General features: G+C 67.3%; 18 protein-coding genes. 12 read left to right on the top strand and 6 right to left on the bottom strand.

Annotation, left to right across the window (positions count from 1 at the left end):
• Positions 1–3: 3 nt before the first annotated feature.
• The 4 genes from ACZ50Q_RS02950 to dapA all read left to right on the top strand — a co-directional run bounded on the left by ACZ50Q_RS02950 (position 4) and on the right by dapA (position 4,952).
• Complete coding sequence (locus ACZ50Q_RS02950) at positions 4–1,086, top strand: ABC transporter substrate-binding protein (protein ID WP_076517242.1); 1,083 nt, start codon at positions 4–6, stop codon at positions 1,084–1,086.
• 61 nt (positions 1,087–1,147) lie between these two features.
• Positions 1,148–2,236 carry an ABC transporter ATP-binding protein gene (locus ACZ50Q_RS02945; RefSeq protein ID WP_464080487.1) on the top strand — a complete coding sequence of 363 codons (1,089 nt, stop codon included), beginning with the start codon at positions 1,148–1,150 and terminating at the stop codon, positions 2,234–2,236.
• A gap of 4 nt (positions 2,237–2,240) precedes the next feature.
• A complete protein-coding gene (locus ACZ50Q_RS02940) occupies positions 2,241–4,016 on the top strand; it encodes an ABC transporter permease subunit (protein ID WP_464080486.1) in 1,776 nt (591 codons plus the stop codon).
• Between the two features lie 33 nt (positions 4,017–4,049).
• A complete protein-coding gene (dapA, locus tag ACZ50Q_RS02935; protein ID WP_464080485.1) occupies positions 4,050–4,952 on the top strand; it encodes a 4-hydroxy-tetrahydrodipicolinate synthase in 903 nt (300 codons plus the stop codon).
• Between the two features lie 109 nt (positions 4,953–5,061).
• Here dapA and ACZ50Q_RS02930 read toward each other — a convergent pair whose 3' ends face one another.
• The 4 genes from ACZ50Q_RS02930 to ACZ50Q_RS02915 all read right to left on the bottom strand — a co-directional run bounded on the left by ACZ50Q_RS02930 (position 5,062) and on the right by ACZ50Q_RS02915 (position 9,287).
• Positions 5,062–5,889 (bottom strand): IclR family transcriptional regulator, encoded by an 828-nt coding sequence (locus tag ACZ50Q_RS02930; RefSeq protein ID WP_076517249.1) that lies wholly within the window; start codon positions 5,887–5,889, stop codon positions 5,062–5,064.
• A gap of 173 nt (positions 5,890–6,062) precedes the next feature.
• On the bottom strand, positions 6,063–6,833 hold the full coding sequence (locus ACZ50Q_RS02925) for a phytanoyl-CoA dioxygenase family protein (protein WP_464080484.1): 771 nt from the start codon (positions 6,831–6,833) through the stop codon (positions 6,063–6,065).
• A gap of 107 nt (positions 6,834–6,940) precedes the next feature.
• Positions 6,941–8,053 carry an AI-2E family transporter gene (locus ACZ50Q_RS02920; protein ID WP_076517251.1) on the bottom strand — a complete coding sequence of 371 codons (1,113 nt, stop codon included), beginning with the start codon at positions 8,051–8,053 and terminating at the stop codon, positions 6,941–6,943.
• Positions 8,054–8,219: 166 nt separating this feature from the next.
• Positions 8,220–9,287, bottom strand: a complete 1,068-nt coding sequence (locus ACZ50Q_RS02915; protein WP_076517253.1) for a LysR family transcriptional regulator — start codon at positions 9,285–9,287, stop codon at positions 8,220–8,222.
• A 388-nt stretch (positions 9,288–9,675) separates the two neighbouring features.
• Here ACZ50Q_RS02915 and ACZ50Q_RS02910 point away from each other — a divergent pair, with 388 nt between their 5' ends.
• The 3 genes from ACZ50Q_RS02910 (at position 9,676) to ACZ50Q_RS02900 (ending at position 15,670) form a co-directional block, all read left to right on the top strand.
• Positions 9,676–10,878 carry an efflux RND transporter periplasmic adaptor subunit gene (locus ACZ50Q_RS02910; protein WP_175493226.1) on the top strand — a complete coding sequence of 401 codons (1,203 nt, stop codon included), beginning with the start codon at positions 9,676–9,678 and terminating at the stop codon, positions 10,876–10,878.
• 25 nt (positions 10,879–10,903) lie between these two features.
• Complete coding sequence (locus ACZ50Q_RS02905) at positions 10,904–14,119, top strand: efflux RND transporter permease subunit (RefSeq protein WP_092581500.1); 3,216 nt, start codon at positions 10,904–10,906, stop codon at positions 14,117–14,119.
• 72 nt (positions 14,120–14,191) lie between these two features.
• Positions 14,192–15,670 (top strand): efflux transporter outer membrane subunit, encoded by a 1,479-nt coding sequence (locus ACZ50Q_RS02900; protein WP_464080483.1) that lies wholly within the window; start codon positions 14,192–14,194, stop codon positions 15,668–15,670.
• Between the two features lie 51 nt (positions 15,671–15,721).
• On the opposite strand, the gene ACZ50Q_RS02895 is transcribed toward ACZ50Q_RS02900, so the two are convergent.
• Complete coding sequence (locus ACZ50Q_RS02895; RefSeq protein ID WP_464080482.1) at positions 15,722–16,270, bottom strand: hypothetical protein; 549 nt, start codon at positions 16,268–16,270, stop codon at positions 15,722–15,724.
• Complete coding sequence (locus ACZ50Q_RS02890; protein WP_076517264.1) at positions 16,267–17,202, bottom strand: LysR family transcriptional regulator; 936 nt, start codon at positions 17,200–17,202, stop codon at positions 16,267–16,269. The genes ACZ50Q_RS02895 and ACZ50Q_RS02890 overlap by 4 nt, the downstream gene beginning before the upstream one ends.
• Before the next feature lie 183 nt (positions 17,203–17,385).
• Between ACZ50Q_RS02890 and gtdA the strand changes: the two genes are divergently transcribed.
• The 5 genes from gtdA to ACZ50Q_RS02865 are packed head-to-tail and all read left to right on the top strand — an operon-like array spanning position 17,386 to position 21,247.
• A complete protein-coding gene (gtdA, locus tag ACZ50Q_RS02885; RefSeq protein ID WP_464080481.1) occupies positions 17,386–18,453 on the top strand; it encodes a gentisate 1,2-dioxygenase in 1,068 nt (355 codons plus the stop codon).
• Between the two features lie 43 nt (positions 18,454–18,496).
• Positions 18,497–19,195, top strand: a complete 699-nt coding sequence (locus tag ACZ50Q_RS02880) for a fumarylacetoacetate hydrolase family protein (protein WP_464080480.1) — start codon at positions 18,497–18,499, stop codon at positions 19,193–19,195.
• A gap of 15 nt (positions 19,196–19,210) precedes the next feature.
• Positions 19,211–19,849 (top strand): maleylacetoacetate isomerase, encoded by a 639-nt coding sequence (gene maiA, locus ACZ50Q_RS02875; protein WP_464080479.1) that lies wholly within the window; start codon positions 19,211–19,213, stop codon positions 19,847–19,849.
• Positions 19,850–19,851: 2 nt separating this feature from the next.
• Positions 19,852–20,229 (top strand): chorismate mutase, encoded by a 378-nt coding sequence (locus ACZ50Q_RS02870; protein WP_092581496.1) that lies wholly within the window; start codon positions 19,852–19,854, stop codon positions 20,227–20,229.
• Entirely contained in the window at positions 20,222–21,247 is a 1,026-nt protein-coding gene (locus ACZ50Q_RS02865; RefSeq protein WP_464080478.1) for a Bug family tripartite tricarboxylate transporter substrate binding protein, read from the top strand. The genes ACZ50Q_RS02870 and ACZ50Q_RS02865 overlap by 8 nt, the downstream gene beginning before the upstream one ends.
• Positions 21,248–21,270: the final 23 nt, after the last annotated feature.

Here is a 21,270-nt window from a genome sequence, read left to right as displayed (position 1 = left end):
TCCATGAAATCGACCTCCCACAACGCCTCGCGCCGCAACGCGCTCAAGACCGTGGCCGCCGGCGCCGCCGCGCTGGCCATGCCCATGATCTGGACGCCCTCGCGCGCCGCCTCCAAGCGCATCGTCGTGCGCGACGACGGCGGGATCTACAGCAAGGCGTATGGCGCGGTGTTCTACAAGCCCTTCTCGGAAGCCACCGGCATCCAGGTCGTGGGCGTGCAGGCCAATGCCGAACCCACCGCCCAGATCCGCAGCATGGTGGATACGGGCAACTACACCTGGGACATGGCCAAGATCAGCCAACCCGCCATCCTGATGCTGACCGAAGGCGGCAAGGTGTACCTGGAAAAACACGGCCTGGAGTCCGATCCGGTCGTGGCCACCATCCCCAAGCAGTACATGTCGCCCTACGGCGTGGGCAACAACGTCTACACCACCGTGCTGGCCTACCGCACGGACGCCTTCAAGGGCCGCAAGGCCCCGGCCTCGTGGGCCGACTTCTGGAACGTGAAGGACTTCCCGGGGCGCCGCGGCCTGCGCAAGCACCCGTTCGACACCATCGAGCAGGCGCTGATGGCCGACGGCGTGCCGACCGACAAGGTCTATCCGTGCGACATCGACCGCGCGCTGGCCAGCCTGGACAAGATCAAGCCGTCCGTCGACGTGTGGTGGAACACCGGCGCGCAGGTCGAGCAGATGCTGGGCTCGGGCGAGGTGGACATGATCGCCACGTGGGTGTCGCGGGCGCAGTCGGCCGCCGCCAATGGCGCGCCGGTGCAGATCGTGTGGGACCAGAACATCTGGGGCTGCGACAACTGGGCGATCCTGAAGGGCTCGCCCAACGCCGACGCGTGCCGCGAATTCATCAAGTTTGCCTCCGATCCCAAGCGCCAGGCCGCGCTGGTGGAGTTTTTCGCCGCGGGCGTCACGCAGCCCGCCGCGTTCGATTACATCAAGGCCGACGTGGCGCGCAATTGCCCCACGCACCCGGACAACATCAAGAACGGCCTGCACATCAATGCGGCGTACTGGCTGGACAAGCAGCGCGACGTGATCGAGCGCTTCAACGGCTGGGTGCTGAAGTAAGCCTGCAACCCGCGCGCGCACGCTGGGCGGCGCGGGGCCAATTCTCTTTGTGTCGAACACCATGTCTTCTTCCAATCTGCAAATCTCGGGCCTGGGCAAACGCTATGGCGAATTCGTCGCGCTGGCGCCCACGCACCTGGACGTCGCCCGCGGCGAGTTCCTGACCCTGCTCGGTCCCTCCGGGTCCGGCAAGACCACGCTCCTGAGCCTGATCGCCGGCCTGGCCCAGCCCGACGAGGGCCGCGTGCTGATCGACGGCGTCGACGTGACCTACGGCGCCCCCTACGAACGCGATATCGGCATGGTGTTCCAGAACTACGCGCTGTTCCCGCACATGACGATCGAGGAGAACATCGCGTTTCCGCTGAAGATGCGCAAGGTGCCGGCGGCCGAGGCCCGCCGCCGCGCGCTCGAGGCGCTGGAAATGGTGCGGCTGCCCCATGTGGCGGCGCGCCTGCCGCGCGAACTGTCCGGCGGACAGCAGCAGCGCATCGCGCTGGCCCGCTGCATGGTCTACCGGCCCGCGATCATCCTGATGGACGAACCGCTGGGCGCGCTGGACAAGAAGCTGCGCGACCAGATGCAGCTGGAGATCAAGCGCATCCACCGCGAACTGGGCACGACCATCGTCTACGTGACGCATGACCAGGAAGAGGCAATGACGATGTCGGACCGCATCTGCCTGATGAACGGCGGGGCCATCGAGCAGCTCGGCACGCCGGCCGACCTGTATTTCCGTCCGCGCACGCTGTTCGTGGCCGACTTCCTCGGCGAATCGAACCTGCTGCAGGGCGTGGTGACGGCGGTCGACGGCGAGACCCTGTCCGTGAAGCTCGCCCATCAGGGCGTGACGGGACAGGCCTTGTCCAACGGCGCGCCCATCCAGGCAGGCCAAAAGGTCACCGTAATGCTGCGCCCGCAGAACCTGCGCGTCGGCGCGGCCGGCGCCGCGGGCGACGCGCTGACCGGCAAGCTGCTGGACGTGATGGTGACGGGCAGCCTGACCAAGCTCTACCTGGACACCGGCGCCGCCGATGCCGGGCCGGTCGTCGTGGCCTACCCCACGCAGCGCCAGGCCGAGCACTACGACATCGGGCAGCCGCTGTCGGTGAGCTGGGCGGCCGCGGATGCGGTGGCCATCGCGGAGTGATCCCATGACAACCCTTGCCAAACCCCGTCAACGCATGAGCCCGGGCCGCCGCCACTTCCTGATGGCCGCGCCCCTGGTCCTGCTGCTGGTGGTGCTGCTGATCTACCCCGTGGGCCAGTTGCTGCTGCTGAGCGTCTTTGGCGAACAGGGCTTCAGCCTGGCGCAGTACCAGAAGCTCTTCGCGTCGTCGGTCTACGTGAATGTGCTGCTCATCACGTTGAAGATCTCGCTGTGGACGACGTTCTTTTCCGTGGTGGCGGGGTATCCCGTGGCCTACCTGATCTCCAGCCTGTCGGCCAGGCGCAAGACGTCCCTGCTGTTCTGGGTGCTGCTGTCGTTCTGGACGAGCTTCCTGGTGCGCACCTTTGCGTGGGTCGTGCTGCTGGGCAGGAACGGCGTGGTGAACCAGTTGCTGCAGGCGCTGGGCATCCTGGATGCGCCCGCCAACCTGCTCTACAACTTCGGCAGCGTGCTGGTGGGCATGGTGCACGCGCTGATGCCGCTGGCAGTGCTGACGATGCTGTCCGTGATGGAGAACATCGACCGCAACCTGCCCCGCGCCGCGTCCACGCTGGGCGCGCGGCCCGGCACGGCGTTCTGGAAGATCTATTTCCCGCTGTCGATGCCCGGCGTGGCCGCCGCGGCGATCATGGTGTTCGTGACCGCCATCGGCTTTTTCATCACGCCCGCGCTGCTGGGCGGACGCAAGGAGACGATGATCACGCAGATCATCATCGACCAGGTCCAGCAGACGCTGAACTGGGAGTTCGCGGGCGCCGTGTCGGTGCTGCTGCTGGTGGTGGTGCTGGTGGTGTTCGCGATCTACGACAAGGTGCTGGGCCTGTCGACGATGGCCGGCGGCGCGTCGACCCGGGTGCGCGCGTCGGGCACGCAAAGCCTGTCGCGGCGCGCGGGCGAGGCGGTGCTGACCGTGCTGGCCAATGTGTCCGATGCGCTGTTCGCCCTGCTGCCCGCACGCCTGCGCCGCTCGGTGTCGGGCACCGGCCAGTCGCGCACGCTGTGGTGGATCGTCCTGCTGGTGCTGGCGTTCCTGGCCGCGCCCGCCTTCCTGATGATTCCGCTGTCGTTCGATTCGGGCTCGGGCCTGACGTGGCCGCCCAAGGGATTTTCGCTGCAGTGGTACGAGCAGATGTTCACCTCGCCCGTCTGGATGCAGGCGATCACGCGGTCGCTGATCGTGGGCGTGGGCACGGGCCTGCTGGCGATGCTGATCGGCACGCCGGCCGCGTTCCTGCTGGTGCGCGCGAACATGCGGGGCAAGTCGGCGATGCTGGCCTTCGTGCTGTCGCCGATCGTGGTGCCGCGCATGATCATCGCGGTGGGCATGTTCTATTTCTTTGCGCGTGTGGGGCTGGTGGGTTCGACCATCGGGCTGATCCTTGCGCACACGGTCGTGGCGGTGCCCTACGTGGTGATCACCATGATGGCGGTGCTGCGCAATTACGATACGCGCCTGGATCTGGCGGCGCAGAGCCTGGGCGCGGGCCCGTGGTCGACGCTGCGCTTCGTGACCTTCCCGATCCTGAGCGCCGGCCTCTTGTCGTCGTTCCTGTTCGCGTTTGCGACCTCGTTCGACGAACTGACGATCGCGCTGTTCGCTTCGGGCGGGCTGAACGCGACGCTGCCCAAGCAGTTCTGGGACGAAGTCACGCTGCAGATCTCTCCGGTGATCGCCGCGGTCTCGACCTGCCTTTTCATCTTCATTGCCGCGCTGATCTGGCTGGCCGACCGGCTGCACCGCCGCAGCCTGGCCCACTGATCCGCGCTCGTTTCACCCTCTAGGATTTGCAACATGCTGAACGCAACACAACTGCGCGGAGTCTTCCCCGCCATCCCGACCCCCGTCCACGCCGACGACACGATCCACGTCCCGGCCGCGCAGGCGCTGATCGCCTATCTGCTCAAGCAGGGCATCAATGGCATCGTGCCGCTGGGCGGCACGGGCGAGTATGGCGCGCTGGCCCGCACGGAACGCATCCGGATGTGCAAGCTGACGGTCGACGCCGTGGCCGGCAGCGTGCCGGTGATTCCGGGCGTGCTGGACCCTGGCTTTCACGATGCGTTGCAGGCAGGCAAGGAGTTCGCGGACGCGGGCGCGGATGCGCTGATGGTGCTGACGCCCTATTACACGACGCCCACGCAGGCGGGCATCCGCGAGTACTTCCTGCGCTATGCGGATGCCTCGCCGCTGCCGGTGATGATCTACGAGATCCCCTACCGCACGCGCATCGCGATCGCGCCGGAGGTGCTGCATGAACTGTCGCGGCACGAAAACATCATCGGGATGAAGGCCTGCAATACCGACATGTACCACTTCCTGCGCACGGTGGCGGGCGTGGATGAGTCGTTTGCGGTGTTGAGCGGAGAGGACACCCTGCTGCCGGTGCATCTGGCGGCCGGCGCGCGGGGCGGGATCGTGGTGACGGCGAGCCTGCTGCCGTCGGCCTGGCGCAAGGTGTACGAGCTGGGTGCTTCGGGGCGCACGCGCGAGTCGATGGAACTGCATCGGCGGCTGATTCCGCTGATGAACCTGGCGTTTGCGGAAACGAATCCGGGGCCGATGAAGTCGGTCATGGATTTGATCGGCGTGAATGCGCCGGCGGTGCTGGATCCGCTGGTGGCGCCGGCGGATGGGTTGCAGGCGGCCTTGCGTGAGGCGCTGACGCCGTTGCTGCGGGAGTTTGAAGGGGTTTGAGGGGGTTTGAGGTGCCTCACCGGGCACCCGTGGATTCAGCTTCCCGGATGCCTGGGCGAATGAGGTGATCGGGCTGATCGGGCTGATCGGGGTGATCGGAAAGCCCCCGTCACCTCGAATAGCCCGAGAACTTCGATTTCGATATCGACGTGGCCGCCACCTGCACGTGCGGCGCCAGCTCGGCTTCCACGCGTGCCACCGTCCACCTCGTCGTCGGCACGGAAATATTGATCGCCGCCACCGCCCATCCCCGATGATCGATCACCGGCGCGGCAACGGAGATATCGCCCAGCACCGTCTCATTGACGATGACCGCGTAGCCCTTTTCGGCCACGCGCTGCACCCGCTCCTGCAGCTTGTCCGGGTTCACTTCGGTGTACGGCGTGATCGGTTCCAGCCGGGTCTGCGCCAGGATTTCGCGGCGATGCTCCTCGGACAGCCGGGACAGGATCGCCGTGCCCGATGCCGTGAAATACGCCGGCAGGCGGCTACCCACGGCGATGTCCACGTTCACCAGGTGGTGGCCGGGAAAGCGCGCGACAAAAACAATCTCGTGGCCGTCCAGTTCCTGCAGGTTGGTCGTCTCGCCCAGCGTGCGGCTGATGTCCAGCAGATAGGGCGACGCCTTGTCGATCAGTTCGTTCGCGCGCACGTAGTTGTACGAAAACTGCAGCACCTTCGGCGTCAGCCCGTAGTTGCGCGTGTCGGGGATGCGGCGCAGGTAGCCCAGGGTTTCCAGCGTGTAGACCAGGCGCTGCGTCGCGCTGCGGTCCAGGCCCGACGCGCGGGCAATGTCGGCCAGGGTCATGTGGCGCTTGGGGCCGTCGAACGCGTGCAGCACCTGGAAGGCTTTTTCGGTGGAGCCCACGAACAGCGACGACCGGGTCTCGGTCGGCGCCTGCGGCGTTTGCGTGTCGTCTGAAGGTGGTGTGCGCACGGGGGCAGCCTATGGAGTGATGATAGGGAGGCGGCGCAAGAATCAGCGCGACACGGGATTTGCCGGGCTCATGTCACATACTGCGGTCACGTACTGCGGTCGCGTACTGCGCTCGAATTAATTGTAATTCAATCACTAATAGCAGATTTCAATTACTTTAATCGCCACGCCATCTAGGCATCCGCCAGCGGCACCCCCGGCTGCGAGGCCGAGCGCGAGCCAGGCAGGGGATGGCAAGAGGCGGGGTGATAGGTATGCACCACCGACAGCTTCACGCGGTCGCTGGCATTGCCCTGCGCGGCGTGCAGCGTGCGGCAATGGAAGAACACCACGTCGCCGGGCTGGAGTTCCGGGCAGACCGCGCGCGCGATCCATTCCGCATTCTGCGGCGCGTCGTCGCGGAAGAACTTCTTTTCGTCGAACTGCGCCGGCGTGAAGGCCGCCGCGTGCGAGCCCGGTATGAACGAGAGGCCGCCATTGGCGCGCGTTTCGTTGCCCAGCGCAAGCCAACAGGACACCAGGTCGGTATCGGAAAACGACCAGTAGCGGATGTCCTGATGCCAGCCCGTCAGGCTGCCGTAGGCCGGATGCTTGGTCATCACGCAGTTGTGGTGCACGGTGGACAGCACCGGCGTTTCCTGGAAATACCGCGACAGCCACTGCGCGATGCGCGGATCGGTGGCCCATTGCGCGAACAGCGGGTCCCGGGCGTAGGCGCCCAGCAGCCGGCGCACGGTCAGCCCGCCCTCGGCAGCGCGCGATTCGGGCGCGCCGGGGTAACGCAGGTCGGCTTCGTATTCGATGGGCGCGACGTGGTCGCGCAAGTGGCGTTCAGCGAGGGCGCGCAGCGCGGCGACCTGCTCCTGGCTCGCGAATTGGCGCGCCACCACAAACCCCTGCTCGCGCAGGACGGCTATCTGTTCATCAGGCAGTAACCCGGACATCTCGATCCTCACAGCCCGCGCCGTATGCGACGCGTCTGCATGCGGGCAGGCGCGCACCGGGCGAGGCGCCGGTCGACGCGGGACGGCTAGATTACCAAAACGCCGGGTCAGGCAGCGGGCGTTTTCCCGGGCTGGCTGGCCGGCGGGTTCAGGCGGGCGGCGTCGCGCTCCTGGACTTCATGGTGCACCCATTCGCGCCACACGGCCACCAGCAGCGCCATCAGCACGGGACCGACGAAGAGCCCGACGATCCCCATGGTCTTCACGCCGCCCACCAGACCGAAGAACGTGGGCAAAAACGGCAGCTTCACGGGGCCGCCCACCAGGCGCGGGCGCAGGGTCTTGTCGACGATGAAGAGTTCGACGCTGCCCCACACCATCAGCGCGATGCCCGCCACCACGTGGCCGGAGCCCACCAGGTACAGCGAAACCAGGGTGAAGGACAACGGCGCGCCGCCCGGGATCAGGGCCATGAAGCCGGTGACCACGCCCAGCAGGACCGGTGACGGAACCCCCGCGATCCAGTAGGCGACGCCCAGGACCAGCCCCTCGCCCAGGGCGATCAGCCCCATGCCGGTGACGGTGGAATTGATGGTGGCCGGCACCACGCGCGAAAAGCGCTGCCAGCGCGCGGGCAGGATGCGTTCGCCCAGGACGTCCAATTGGGCCACCATGCGGATGCCGTCCTTGTAGACGAAGAACAGCGTGATCAGCATGAAGAGGACCGTCAGCAGCAACTGAAAGACGTTGCCCGTGGCGGCCAGCGCCATGCGGTAGATATTGCCCAGGTGTTCGCCGCTGACGGCTTCGACCAGCGCGCCCAGCGCGTGGGGCTGGCCGATATAGGATTCCCAGTATTGGGACAGGCGATCGCCCACCACCGGCAAGGACGAGATCCACGCGGGCACGTCCACCCCGTGGCGGTTGGCCGCGATGGCCCACGCGACGAACGCACTGGCTTCCTTGATGGCATAGGACAGGGCCAGCGACAACGGCACGATCAGCACGACGACGACCACCAGCAACGCCAGCGACGCGGCCACCGCCGTGCGGCCCCCGCATCGGACGACGAGGCGCTGGTAGAGCGGCCAACTGGCCAGGCCGATGATCAGCGCCGCCAGGGCCGGAACCAGGAATCCGCTAAGAAAGTAAACCCCCGCCAACAGCACAAGCAGCAACAGCCAACGGGCGATCAGGTAAGCGGGTAGAACAGGCTGCATAGCGCGATCGACAGTTTAAGGGCGTTGTAGGCTTTGACTGTCGGACTATACAGACGTTTCACCCGATACGAGGGACGCAAGGGCTGTATTTACTACGGGGTTTCCCGTGCTTTTTGCCCATGGCGAAACCGCCGGGCCGCCATGGGGATATCGCGTCGGCGCGTATTTACAGCACGTACTCCGCGGCTTCTTCGCGCGCGGTGCGGCGGCGCGGCGCCATGGCGGGCGCGGCAGGAATCGCGGGGACGTGCGGCTGGGCGGCCATGGGAAGCCCCTGGTTGCGCTGATACACCGCGCAGGACGCCGCGGCCGGATCGGTTTCGTCGCGGCCGCTGAGCAGCGGGCAACCGGCGAAAAGCTCGGCCACCCAGTCGGTGAAGGCGCGCACCTTGGGCGACAACTGCCGGCTCTGCGGGTACAGCACGGATATGGCCGTGGGGCTGGGCTTCCATTGGGGCAGGACTTCAATCAGCTCGCCCGACTGCAGGTAGGGCAGCGCCATGTAGCGCGCCGTCTGGATGAGACCAAAGCCTTTCAGCCCGCAATCCAGGTAGGCGCCGGCTTCGTTCACGGCCACCGTGCCCTTCATGTCCACTTCCTGGTGCTTGCCGTCCACCTTGAAGTCCCAGGCGCAGTTGCGGCCGGTGCGGCTGGAGAAATAATGCACCGCATGGTGGTCGCGCAGCGATTCGATCGTCTGCGGCATGCCGTGGCGGGCCACATAGGAGGGCGACGCGCAGGTCACGGTCTGCAGGGTGCCGATGCGGCGGGCGACCAGGCTGGAATCTTCGAGGTCGCCGGCGCGGATCACGCAGTCCACGGCTTCCTGGACCATGTCGACGGGGCGGTCGCCCAGCCCGAGCACCAGTTCGACGTCCGGGTATTTGTCGTGGAAATCACACAATGAGGGGATCAGGATCAGCCGGCCGATGGAGGTCGACACATCGATGCGCAGCCGGCCTTTCAGGCGCAGGGCGGCTTCCTGGAAGCACGCCTCGGTTTCTTCCACGTCGGCCAGGATGCGCACGCAGTGCTGGTAATAGCCCGCGCCGTCGGGCGTGAGGCCGATGCGGCGCGTCGTGCGGTTCAGCAGACGCACGCCCAGCAGGCGTTCGAGGTTCTGGATGATGGTCGTGACGGTGGTGCGCGGAAGCGATAGGCTGTCGGCCGCCCGGGTGAAGCTATTGGCGTCCACGACGCGCACAAACACCTGCATCGCCTGAAAACGGTCCATGGCAAGGGTGTCCTTTGGGCAAATAAGTCGGGGTGAACGCAGCATAACCCGATTCCGGCGCGGATTAGTCATTATCCACGAATAGTGTTGCCGAGATAGACAGGTTTATCCGTCCGGACAAAACACTCAAAATGCAACCCATCTTGAAGTGCCCTTGCCGCCCGGCGCCATCACAGGGCATGTCAACCCTCAGACTCCGACCCCGCCGCGACCCGCCCTGATCAGGCGCCCGCCGCCGCCGGATACACGACCCCGGTCGATGTTGCACCGCAACATACCCTACCGGCCCCGGATTCTCAGGATTGGCATACCCGTCGCGCCGCCGCCTGCGCCCCAGGCTTTTCGGGCAAGCGCGCTTTCGACCCTGAAAACCACTCAAGGAAACATCATGGTTTCGCGTAATCGTATTGCTGTGCTCGTCGTCTTTGCAGCCGTGCTGGCGGCCGGCGGCGGCTATGCCCTGACCCGCGGCCCCGCGGGCGGCAACGTCGCCATGGCGCAGGGCGCCCCCGCCGCGCCCCCGGTCGAGGTCGCCGAAGTCGTCAACAAGACCATCGTCGATTGGCAGCGCTACTCCGGCCGCCTGGAAGCGATCGACCGCGTCGACATCCGCCCGCTCGTGTCCGGCACGCTGACCGCCGTGCACTTCCAGGACGGCAGCATCGTCAAGAAGGGCGACGTGCTCTTCACCATCGACCCGCGCCCCTACGCGGCCGAGGTGGATCGCGCCGCCGCCGCGCTGACGGCCGCCAAGGCCCGCGCCGCCTACACGGCGTCGGAACTGGCCCGCGGCAAGCGCCTGCTGACCGACAACGCCATCGCCCGCCGCGACTTCGAGGAAAAGCAGAACGCCGCGCGCGAAGCCGCCGCCAACCTGCAGGGCGCGCAGGCCGCGCTGGACTACGCCAAGCTCAACCTGGGCTACACCAGCATCGAGGCGCCGGTCGATGGCCGCGTGTCGCGCGCCGAAGTCACGGTCGGCAACGTCGTCGCCGCGGGCGCCACGTCGGTGCCGTTGACCACGCTGGTGTCGGTGTCCAAGATGTACGCCTCGTTCGACGTGGACGAACAGACGTTCCTGCGCTACGTAAACCCCGCCCGCAACGGCCGCGCCGGTTCGGTGCCGGTGGAACTGGGCCTGGCCAATGAAGACGGCTACTCGCGCACGGGCGTCGTGCAGTCGGTGGACAACCGGCTGGACGCCACCTCCGGCACCATCCGCGTGCGCGCCGAGTTCGACAACGCCGACGGCACGCTGCTGCCGGGCCTCTACGCCCGCATCCGCCTGGGCGGCAGCGAACCGCGTGCGGCCGTGCTGATCGACGAACGCGCCATCGGCACCGACCAGGACAAGCGCTTCGTGCTGGTGCTGGACGACAAGAACCACGCCGTCTACCGCCAGGTGAAGCTGGGCGCCAACCAGGAAGGCCTGCGCGTGGTCGATTCGGGCCTGGCCGCCGGCGAACGCATCGTCGTCAACGGCCTGCAGCGCATCCGTCCTGGCGACGCCGTGACCCCGACCGTCGTCCCCATGGTTGCCGCCAAGCGTGGCCCCGGCAACCCGGTCCAGACCGCCTCGGCGCAAAACTGAGCCGACGCGTCTAACGAGAACGTCCATGAATATCTCGAAATTCTTCATCGACCGGCCGATCTTCGCCGGCGTGCTATCCATCCTGGTGCTGCTGGCGGGCCTCCTGGCCATGTTCCAGCTCCCCATCTCCGAATACCCGGAAGTGGTGCCGCCGTCGGTGGTGGTGCGCGCGCAGTATCCGGGCGCCAACCCCAAGGTCATCGCCGAAACCGTCGCCTCGCCGCTGGAAGAGTCCATCAACGGCGTGGAAGACATGCTGTACATGCAGTCGCAGGCCAACAGCGACGGCAACCTGACGCTGACGGTGAACTTCAAGCTGGGCGTGGACCCGGACAAGGCCCAGCAGCTCGTGCAGAACCGCGTGTCGCAGGCGCTGCCGCGCCTTCCGCCTGACGTGCAGCGCCTGGGCGTGACCACGGCCAAGAGCTCGCCCACGCTGACGCTGGTGGTCCACCTGATCTCGCCCAATGACCGCTACGACATCACCTACCTGCGCAACTACGCGATCCTGAACGTGAAGGACCGCCTGGCCCGCATCACGGGCGTGGGCGAAGTGACGGTGTGGGGCTCGGGCAACTACTCCATGCGCGTGTGGCTCGATCCGCAAAAGGTCGCGCAGCGCGGCATGACCGCGTCCGAAGTCGTCGCCGCGATCCGCGAGCAGAACGTGCAGGTGGCAGCGGGCGTGATCGGCGCCTCGCCCACGGCGGGCGACGTGCCGCTGCAACTGAACGTGAACGCGCGCGGCCGCCTGCAGACCGAAGAGGAATTCCGCGACATCATCCTGAAGACCTCGCCGGACGGCGCCGTGACGTACCTGTCCGACGTGGCCCGCGTGGAACTCGATGCCCAGGAATACGGCCTGCGCTCGCTGCTGGACAACAAGCAGGCGGTGGGCATGGGCATCATGCAGTCGCCGGGCGCCAACGCGCTGGACGTGTCCAGCCAGGTGCGCGCCGCCATGGCCGAGCTGGCCCAGGACTTCCCGCCGGGCGTGGAATACCGCATCGAATACGACCCCACGCAGTTCGTGCGCTCCAGCATTGAAGCCGTGGTGCATACGCTGCTGGAAGCCATTGCGCTGGTCGTGCTGGTGGTGATCCTGTTCCTGCAGACCTGGCGCGCGTCCATCATCCCGCTGCTGGCGGTGCCCGTTTCCATCGTCGGCACGTTCGCGCTGCTGCTGGTGTTCGGCTACTCCATCAACGCACTGTCGCTGTTCGGCATGGTGCTGGCCATCGGGATCGTGGTGGACGACGCCATCGTGGTGGTCGAAAACGTCGAGCGCAACATCGCGGCCGGGCTCAGTCCACGCGACGCGACGTATCGCGCCATGCGCGAAGTCAGCGGCCCCATCATCGCCATCGCGCTGACCCTGTGCGCCGTGTTCGTGCCGCTCGCCTTCATGACGGGCCTGACGGGCCAGTTCTACAAGCAGTTCGCCATGACCATCGCCATCTCCACGGTGATCTCGGCGTTCAACTCGCTGACCCTGTCGCCCGCGCTGTCGGCCCTGCTGCTCAAGAGCCACCACGACAAGCCCGACTGGCTGACCCGCGGCATGAACCGCGTCTTCGGCCGCTTCTTCAACTGGTTCAACAACATGTTCGGCCGCGCGTCTGAGTCCTACGGCACGGGCGTGGCCAGCGTCATCCGCCGCAAGGCGGGCGCCATGGGCGTGTACGCCGTGCTGGTCGCCGCAACCATCGGCGTGTCGTATCTCGTGCCCGGCGGCTTCGTGCCCGCGCAGGACAAGCAGTACCTGATCGGCTTCACGCAACTGCCCAACGGCGCCTCGCTGGACCGCACCGAAGACGTGATCCGCCGCATGAGCGACATCGCCCTGAAGGAACCCGGCGTGCAGTCGGCCATCGCCTTCCCCGGCCTGTCGATCAACGGCTTCACCAACAGCTCCAGCGCGGGCATCGTGTTCGTCACGTTGAAGCCCTTTGACGAACGCAAGAGCGCAAACCTGTCCGGCAACGCCATCGCCGCGTCGCTCAACCAGAAGTTCGCGGCCATCCAGGACTCGTTCATCGCCGTGTTCCCGCCCCCGCCCGTGATGGGCCTGGGCACGCTGGGCGGCTTCAAGCTCCAGCTCGAAGACCGCTCGGCCCTCGGCTATGCCGAACTCGACAAGGCCAAGCAGGCCTTCCTGGAAAAAGCGCGCCAGACGCCGGAACTCGGCCCCACGTTCTCCAGCTACGAGATCAACGTGCCGCAGCTCGACGTCGACCTGGACCGCGTCAAGGCCAAGCAGCTGGGTGTGCCGGTGACCGAAGTCTTCGACACCATGCAGATCTACCTGGGCTCCATGTATGTCAACGACTTCAACCGCTTCGGCCGGGTGTTCCAGGTCCGCGCGCAGGCCGATGCCCCGTTCCGCGCCCACGCCGACGACATCCTGCAACTGAAGACCCGCAACGCCGCCGGCGACATGGTGCCGCTGTCGTCGCTGGTCACGGTCAAGCAGACGTTCGGCCCGGAAATGGTGGTGCGCTACAACGGCTACACCGCCGCCGACATCAACGGCGGTCCGGCCCCCGGCTATTCGTCCGACCAGGCGCAGGCCGCGGCCGAACGCGTCGCCGCGGAAACGCTGCCGCGCGGCGTGAAGTTCGAATGGACCGACCTCACGTACCAGCAGATCCTGGCGGGCAACGCCGGCCTGTGGGTGTTCCCGATCAGCGTGCTGCTCGTGTTCCTGGTGCTTGCCGCCCTGTATGAAAGCCTGACCCTGCCGCTCGCCGTGATCCTGATTGTGCCGATGAGCATCCTGGCGGCGTTGACCGGCGTTTATCTCACCGGCAACGACAACAACATCTTCACGCAGATCGGCCTGATGGTGCTGGTGGGGCTGTCGGCGAAGAACGCGATCCTGATCGTGGAATTCGCCCGCGAACTGGAGATGAACGGCCGTACACCGCTGGAAGCCGCCATCGAAGCCAGCCGCCTGCGCCTGCGTCCCATCCTGATGACGTCCATCGCGTTCATCATGGGCGTGGTACCGCTGGTGCTGTCCTCGGGCGCGGGGTCTGAAATGCGCCATGCGATGGGTGTGGCCGTGTTCTTCGGCATGCTGGGCGTGACCCTGTTCGGCCTGTTCCTGACGCCGGTCTTCTACGTGCTGCTGCGTTCCATCGGCGGCAAGACGCTGCACTCGGCCGCGCCGCATGAAGCGCCCGTGTGCGTGCCCCACGTCGATCCGAACGCGCCGCCCGCCACGCAGCACAACGCCTAGGCCGGCACGCACAAGAAAAGCCAGCGCGTCCCGTCCAGCCGGGCGGGACGCGCGCCAAAGAGAAACGTCATCATGATCAAAAGACTGACCCGAGGATCCGCCCTGCTTGCCCTGCTGCTCGTGCTGGCCGGCTGCGCGGTGGGTCCGACCTACGAACGGCCCTCGGCCGACACCCCCGCGGCCTTCAAGGAAGCCGCCCTGCCCGCGTCCGAAGCCGGCTCCTGGAAGCCCGCCGAGCCGTCCGAAGATGCGCTGCGCGGCGCGTGGTGGAAAGTGTTCAACGACGAAGGCCTGAACCAGCTTGAAGAAGAAGCCCAGCGCGCCAACCAGGACCTGCAGGCCGCCGCCGCGCGGCTGAGCCAGGCCCGCGCCCTGCAGCGCGAAGCCCGGTCCGGCTTCTTCCCCAGCCTGGACGCCGGGTTCGGCCCCAATCGCCAGCGCCCTTCGGCCGTGTCGCAAGGGCTGCCCGACGGCACGTCGACCTCGCCCGTGACCACCTGGCGCGCGCAAGGCACGGTGTCGTACGAGGCCGACCTGTTCGGCCGCGTTGCGTCCACCGTCGACGCCGCCACCGCCGACGCCCAGCAAAGCGAGGCGCTCTACCGCTCCGTGCTGCTGGCCCTGCAGGCCGACGTCGCCACCACCTACTTCCTGGTGCGCGAGCAGGATGCGGAGTCCCGCTTGTACTACCAGACCGTCAAGCTGCGCACGGAAACGCTGCAACTCATCCAGCGCCGCTACGACGCCGGCGACATCAGCGAACTGGACTTGGCACGCGCCAAGGCTGAACTGGCCTCCGCGCAATCCGAGGCCCTGGGCATCGACCGCCGCCGCGCCACCGCCGAACACGCGCTGGCCGTGCTGCTGGGCCGCGCCCCGTCGGAATTCACCATGCCGCCGCAGCCCATCGAGAAGATCGCGCTGTCCATCCCCGCCGGCCTGCCGTCGACCCTGCTCGAACGCCGCCCCGACATCGCCGCCGCCGAACGCGCCATGGCCGCCGCCAACGCCCGCGTCGGCGCGGCCAAGTCCGCGTTCTTCCCGCGCCTGGACATCACCGGGGCCTTCGGCTACGAGTCTTCGGAACTGGGCAACCTGTTCCAATGGTCCAGCCGCACGTTCCTCTTGGGCCCCCTGGTCGGCGCCGCGCTGTCCATGCCCATCTTCGACGGCGGCCGCCGCCAGGCCGGCCTGGACCGCGCCCGCGCCGTCTACGAAGAAGACGTCGCCGTCTATCGCCAGACCGTCCTGAACGCGTTCCGCGAAGTCGAAGACAACCTCGCCAACCTGCGCATCCTGGCGGACCAGACCAAGGCCCAGGACGCCGCGGTCGAAGCCGCCGCGCGCGCCGCGAAGCTCTCGCACACGCAGTACCGCGAGGGGTCCATCAGCTACCTCGACGTCATCGAAGCGGACCGCAGCGTCCTGCTGCAGCAGCGCGTCGCCGTCCAGCTCAGCGCCGAACAGGCCCGCTCCACCGTCGGCCTCATCCGCGCCATCGGCGGCGGCTGGGACAACCCGGTGCCGCCGGAGAAGGTGGCGGCGAAGTAAGCGGAAAAGCGGGGCAACGCCGGGGTGCAACGCCCCGGCGTTGCTCCGCCTTCACGCCTTGCGCGCCAGATACCGCAAAGCGATCCGGTACCCGGCGTACACATAGAACCCGTCGCTGTTCATCACCAGCCAGGCGCCCAGGCCGCCCATCAACGCCACCACCGGTCCCACGGCCTGCACATCGCCCTGGGTCCAGGCGATCACGCCGAACGCGCCGACGATGACCAGCCCGATCGACAGCCACTTCAGCAGCACCAGGCCCGCGGCCTGTCCGGCCATCATCATCACCACGCCGATCGCCAGACCCAGCGCCGTACCGGTGCACACCGCGACCAGCGCGAATGCCGCCAGCGCCGGACCCACGCCGCGCATCAGCAGGCTCAAGACCTCGATCCCGACGCCGAGCCCGCCGCCCATCACCAGCACCGCCAGCACCAGCGGAGACCACGTCCCCGGCGGCGTGCGTCCCGCATCCATCTGCGCCACGAAGCGGTGCATCGCCGCCGACGCGGCGGGATCCCGTCCCTGCGCCTGCGCAGCCTCCAGCCTGCGGCACTGCGCGATCAGGGCGTTCAGGCCGCGGGCGGGAGCGGGCGTCACGGGCGCGTCACTCCCGGCGCATGCTCGGCCACCGTGCTTCGCAACGCCGCCATCGCCTCTTGCACCGCCAATGGCCGGAACCCGTCCTCGCGCCAGTACATGGCCACCGAACCGAATCCCGACAGCCGCACCGGGATGATGCGCATTGCGCGCATCTGCGAAAAGCGCAGCGCGGCGCGGTGCGAGGCCACGCCGATCATGTCGCTGTTGTTGATGAGCGTGAGATTGACCGTGACCGAATTCGATTCCACATGGTCCGGCGGCGGCGCCTGGCCAGCCGCGGCCAGCGCCGCGTCCACGGCGTTGCGGATGGGCGTGCCCTTGGGCCACAGGATCCAGCGGTAAGACAACAGGTCCTGCCAGCTTGGCCGCTCCACGGCGAAGAGCGGATGCCGGGGCCGCGCGACCAGATGGATGGGCTCCAGGTACAGGGCCTCGAAGCGGATGGCCGGGTCATGGTGTTCGGGCGCGGACCGCCCCACCACGATGTCCAGGTCGCCCTGCGCCAATTGCGCCAGCAGACGGTCCGTGGTGCCCTCCACCAGCTTTACCCGCGCCTGCGGCATGCGCTCCAGCAGCTTCATGACCGCCAGCGGCACCGTGTCGGACGCGGACGCCCCCGATGCGCCGATCACCACGCGGCCGCCGCCGCCCTCCCGCAGCGCCGCCATGTCCGCGCTGGCCCGGTCCAGTTGCGACTCCACCCGCTGCGCATGCGCGATCAGCACGTCGCCGTGCGGGGTTGGGCGCAGGCCGCGCGCATGGCGCTCGAAGAGCGGCAGTCCGATATCGTCTTCCAGATCCTTCAGCCATTTCGACAGGCCCGGCTGCGTCGTATTGAGCATGGCGGCGGAATGGCTGATGTTGCGGGTCTGGGCCAGGCTGAGCAGCATTTTCAGGTTGCGCAGCCGCAAGCGGTGGGTCCAGTCCATGCAGGCCCTCGTGGTGGGGAGGTTGTCTCGTAGGTATGTTCTTATTCGTATGGATAATAAGATAAATTCATTTCAAACCGCATAGCTGCTTGCGCATAATCGTCTCCATACCAGGACCAGCCGCGAACCCACGCGGCGGCCGCCCGTAGAAGCCGGCGATAGCCGGACATACCGGAGACAACCATGCACGATGGCCACCCCGCCAGCGCGGACAGCGCTGCCTCGGACCGCGCCCGCTACTACGCGCGCATCGCAAAGAAACACATGTCGCCCCTGTGGGAGTCGCTGCACAACCTGGTGCCGCGCCAGCCCGCGCCGCGCTGCGTGCCTGCCATCTGGAAATACGACGATGTGCGCGACGACGTCATGGCGTCGGGCTCGCTGATTTCCGCGGAAGAAGCCGTGCGCCGCGTGCTGATCCTGGAAAACCCCGGCCTGCCCGGCCAGGCCAGCATCACGCAAAGCCTGTACGCGGGCCTGCAGCTCATCCTGCCCGGCGAAATCGCGCCCAGCCATCGCCACACGCAATCGGCCCTGCGCTTCATCGTCGAGGGCCGCGGGGCCTACACCGCCGTCAATGGCGAGCGCACCACGATGCATCCCGGCGATTTCATCATCACGCCGTCGTGGACCTGGCACGACCACGGCAACGCCGAAACCGTCGAAGGCGGCGAGCCCGTGGTCTGGCTCGACGGCCTGGACATCCCGTTGCTGCGCTTCCTGGACGCCGGGTTTGCCGAAAACTACCCCTCGGCCACCCAGCCGGTCACGCGCCCCGAAGGCGACAGCCTGGCGCGCTTCGGCCACAACATGGCGCCCGTGCGCCACCAGGTGTCCAGCGGCACGTCGCCCATCTTCAACTACCCCTACGAACGCAGCCGCGAGGCGCTGGACGCGCTCTACCGCCACGGCGAGCTCGATCCCTGGGACGGCGTCAAGCTGCGCTACCTGAACCCCGCCAACGGCGGCTATCCCATGCCCACGATGGCCACGTTCATGCAATTCCTGCCCGCGGGCTTTCAGGGCAAGACCTTCCGCACGACCGACTCCACGGTCTACAGCGTGGTCGAAGGCCGGGGCTCGGCGCGCATCGGCGACCAGGAGTTCCTCTTCGGTCCGCGCGACGTCTTCGTGGCGCCATCCTGGATGCCCGTCCAACTGGCCGCGCTGGAAGACGCCACGCTCTTCAGCTATTCAGACCGCCCGGTGCAGGCCACCCTGGGCCTGTGGCGCGAAGAACGCGTCGGCTGATCCGCGCGCTCCCGAATCCCCATCCCGTCTTCAAAGGTGTTCCATGTCTTTTGTGTTTGCTCCCGCCGCCCCCGTCGCCGTGCCCATCGCCGGCAGCCAGGACATTTTTCCCGTGCGCCGCGTCTATTGCGTCGGCCGCAATTACGCCGCCCACGCGCGCGAAATGGGCTTCGACCCCGACCGCGAACCGCCGTTCTTCTTCTGCAAGCCGGCCGACGCCGTGGTCCCCGTCGCCGACGGCGCCACGCTGTCCCTGCCCTACCCGCCTGAAACGTCGAACCTACATTACGAGATCGAACTGGTCGCGGCCATCGGCAAAGGCGGCGCCAACATCCCGGTCGACGACGCGCTGGCGCACGTGTGGGGCTACGCCGTCGGCCTGGACATGACGCGCCGCGACCTGCAAATGAAAATGCGCGAAGCCGGCCGCCCGTGGGAACTGGGCAAGGCCTTCGACCAGAGCGCGCCCATCGGACCGCTCCATCCCGCGCAATCGGTCGGTGGCATCGAGCAAGCCGGCATCTGGCTGCAGGTCAACGGCGCCGACAAGCAGCGCAGCGACATCGGCAAGCTGATCTGGTCCGTCGCCGAGACCATCGCCTACCTGTCCAAATACTTCCGCCTCGAAGCCGGCGACCTCATCTACACGGGCACGCCCGAAGGCGTGGGCCCCGTGGTGCGCGGCGACAAGATGGTAGGCGGCGTGGACGGGTTGGGCACCATCAGCGTCCAGATGGCTTGAGGCCGGGAGTTCCGCATGCAACTGCACAGTTTCTTCAACAGCTCCACCTCCTACCGCGTGCGCATCGCCCTGGCGCTCAAGGGCCTGTCCTATGAGTACCTGCCGGTGAATCTGCGCAAGCAGGAGCAGCGGACCGCGGACTATATGGCCAGGAATCCCTCCGCGGGCGTGCCCCTGCTGATCGACGGCGACATGCAGCTCTCGCAGTCGCTTGCCATCATCGACTACCTGGACGCCACGCATCCCGAGCCGCGCCTGATTCCCGCCGATACGCAGGCGCGCGCCCGGGTGCTGGAGCTGTCCGACGCCATCTCCTGCGACATCCACCCCGTCAACAACATGCGCATCCTGCGCTACCTGCAGGACGTGCTGGGGGCCAGCGACGAACAGAAGAACGCCTGGTACCACCACTGGATCCGCGAAGGCCTGACCGCCGTGGAGGCCCTGCTGGAACGCCACGGCCACGGCGCGTACTGCTTTGGCGACGCGCCCACGCTGGCCGATTGCTGCCTGGTGCCCCAGGTGGCCAATGCCCAGCGCATGGGCTGCGACCTCTCCGCCTATCCGCGCATCCTCGGCGTTTTTGAACACTGCAACGCGCAGCCTGCCTTCCAGGCGGCCGCGCCGGCCCAGCAACCGGACTACACCAAGTGAACATGCAAGAGCCCGACACCCACGGCGCGCCGCTGCGCGAGTACACCGATCCCGGCTATCGGCCGCTGTGCGCCAACCTGGCCGAGGTGCGCGCCAACATCGACCGGCTGGACGACGACATCGTGCGGCTGATCGCCGAGCGCGCCATGTACGTGAAGGACGCGGCGCGCTTCAAGCGCGACGCTTTCCAGGTGAGCGCCCCCGCGCGCCAGGCCCAGGTCTTCGAGAAGGCCAGGAAGCTGGCGGAACGCCACAACCGGGGCTTTGCCAACCTGGAGCAGGTGGTGGACGCGACCTATCGCGCGATGGTCGCCGCATTCATCGCCAATGAGCAGACCTATTTCGACACCATGAAAGACGTGGGAGACACGCATGCCTGATTCTTCGTTCCTGCCCCCGGGCCGCATGCTCGCGCGCCGTCTTGCGGTGCGCGCCGCCGCGCTCGGCCTGGCCGCGCTGGCGCCGCTGGCCGCCGCCGGCACCGCCGAAGCCGCCGACGCGTGGCCCACCCAGCCGCTCAAGGCGGTCGTGCCGTTCGGTCCGGGCTCCAGCCCCGACCAGGTCGCGCGCATCGTCGGCGAGAAGGCCGGCGCGATCCTCGGCCAGGCCATCGTCATCGAAAACAAGCCCGGCGCCAGCGGCAACATCGGCACCTATGCCATCGCCAACGCCAAGCCCGATGGCTACACCTTCGGCGTGTCGATCACCGGCCCGCTGGTGAACAACACGCTGCTGTTCGACAAGCTGCCCTACGCCCCCGCCAAGGACCTGTCGCCGCTGACCCTTGCCGTGCACCAGCCCAACGTGCTGGTGGTCCCCGCCACTGCCGGCATCGACAACGTCGGCCAGCTTCTGGAGGCCTTGAAGAAAAACCCGGACAAGTACAACTTCCCATCGCCGGGGGCCGGCACCGTGTCGCACCTGGCGGTCGAGCTGCTCTTGCAGCAGATCGGCGCGCGCGCCACGCACGTCCCGTATCCGTCCTCGCCCGCGGCGCTGACCTCGCTGCTGTCGGGCGACACCCAGTTCGCCGCGCTGCCGCCCATCGCGGTCATGCCGATGGTGAAGGACGGCCGGCTGAAGGCGTTGGCGGTCACCTCCTCCAAGCGCTCGGCGCTGCTGCCCGAGATCCCGACATTGGCCGAAGTGGGCGTGCAGGGCATCGAGGGATCCGCGTGGATCGGCTTCGTGGTGTCGTCCAAGGCGCCGGCCGACGTGCAGAAGAAGCTGTCGGACGCGCTCATCCAGGCCATCCATGACCCCGAGGTGTCCAAGCGGCTGCAAGCGCAGTACATGGATCCGGTGGGCGACACGCCGGCCGAATTCCGCAGCTACATGGATGACGAGCTCAAGCGCTGGGAGCCCCTCATCAAGAAGCTGGGCATCAAGGGCCAGTAAGACCGACGCGCGGCCGCGCCGCG

The organism is Achromobacter sp. T5-5, from assembly GCF_055397965.1.
Note: the sequence above shows the minus strand (reverse complement) of the source record. Positions and strands in the feature narration are given on the sequence as shown.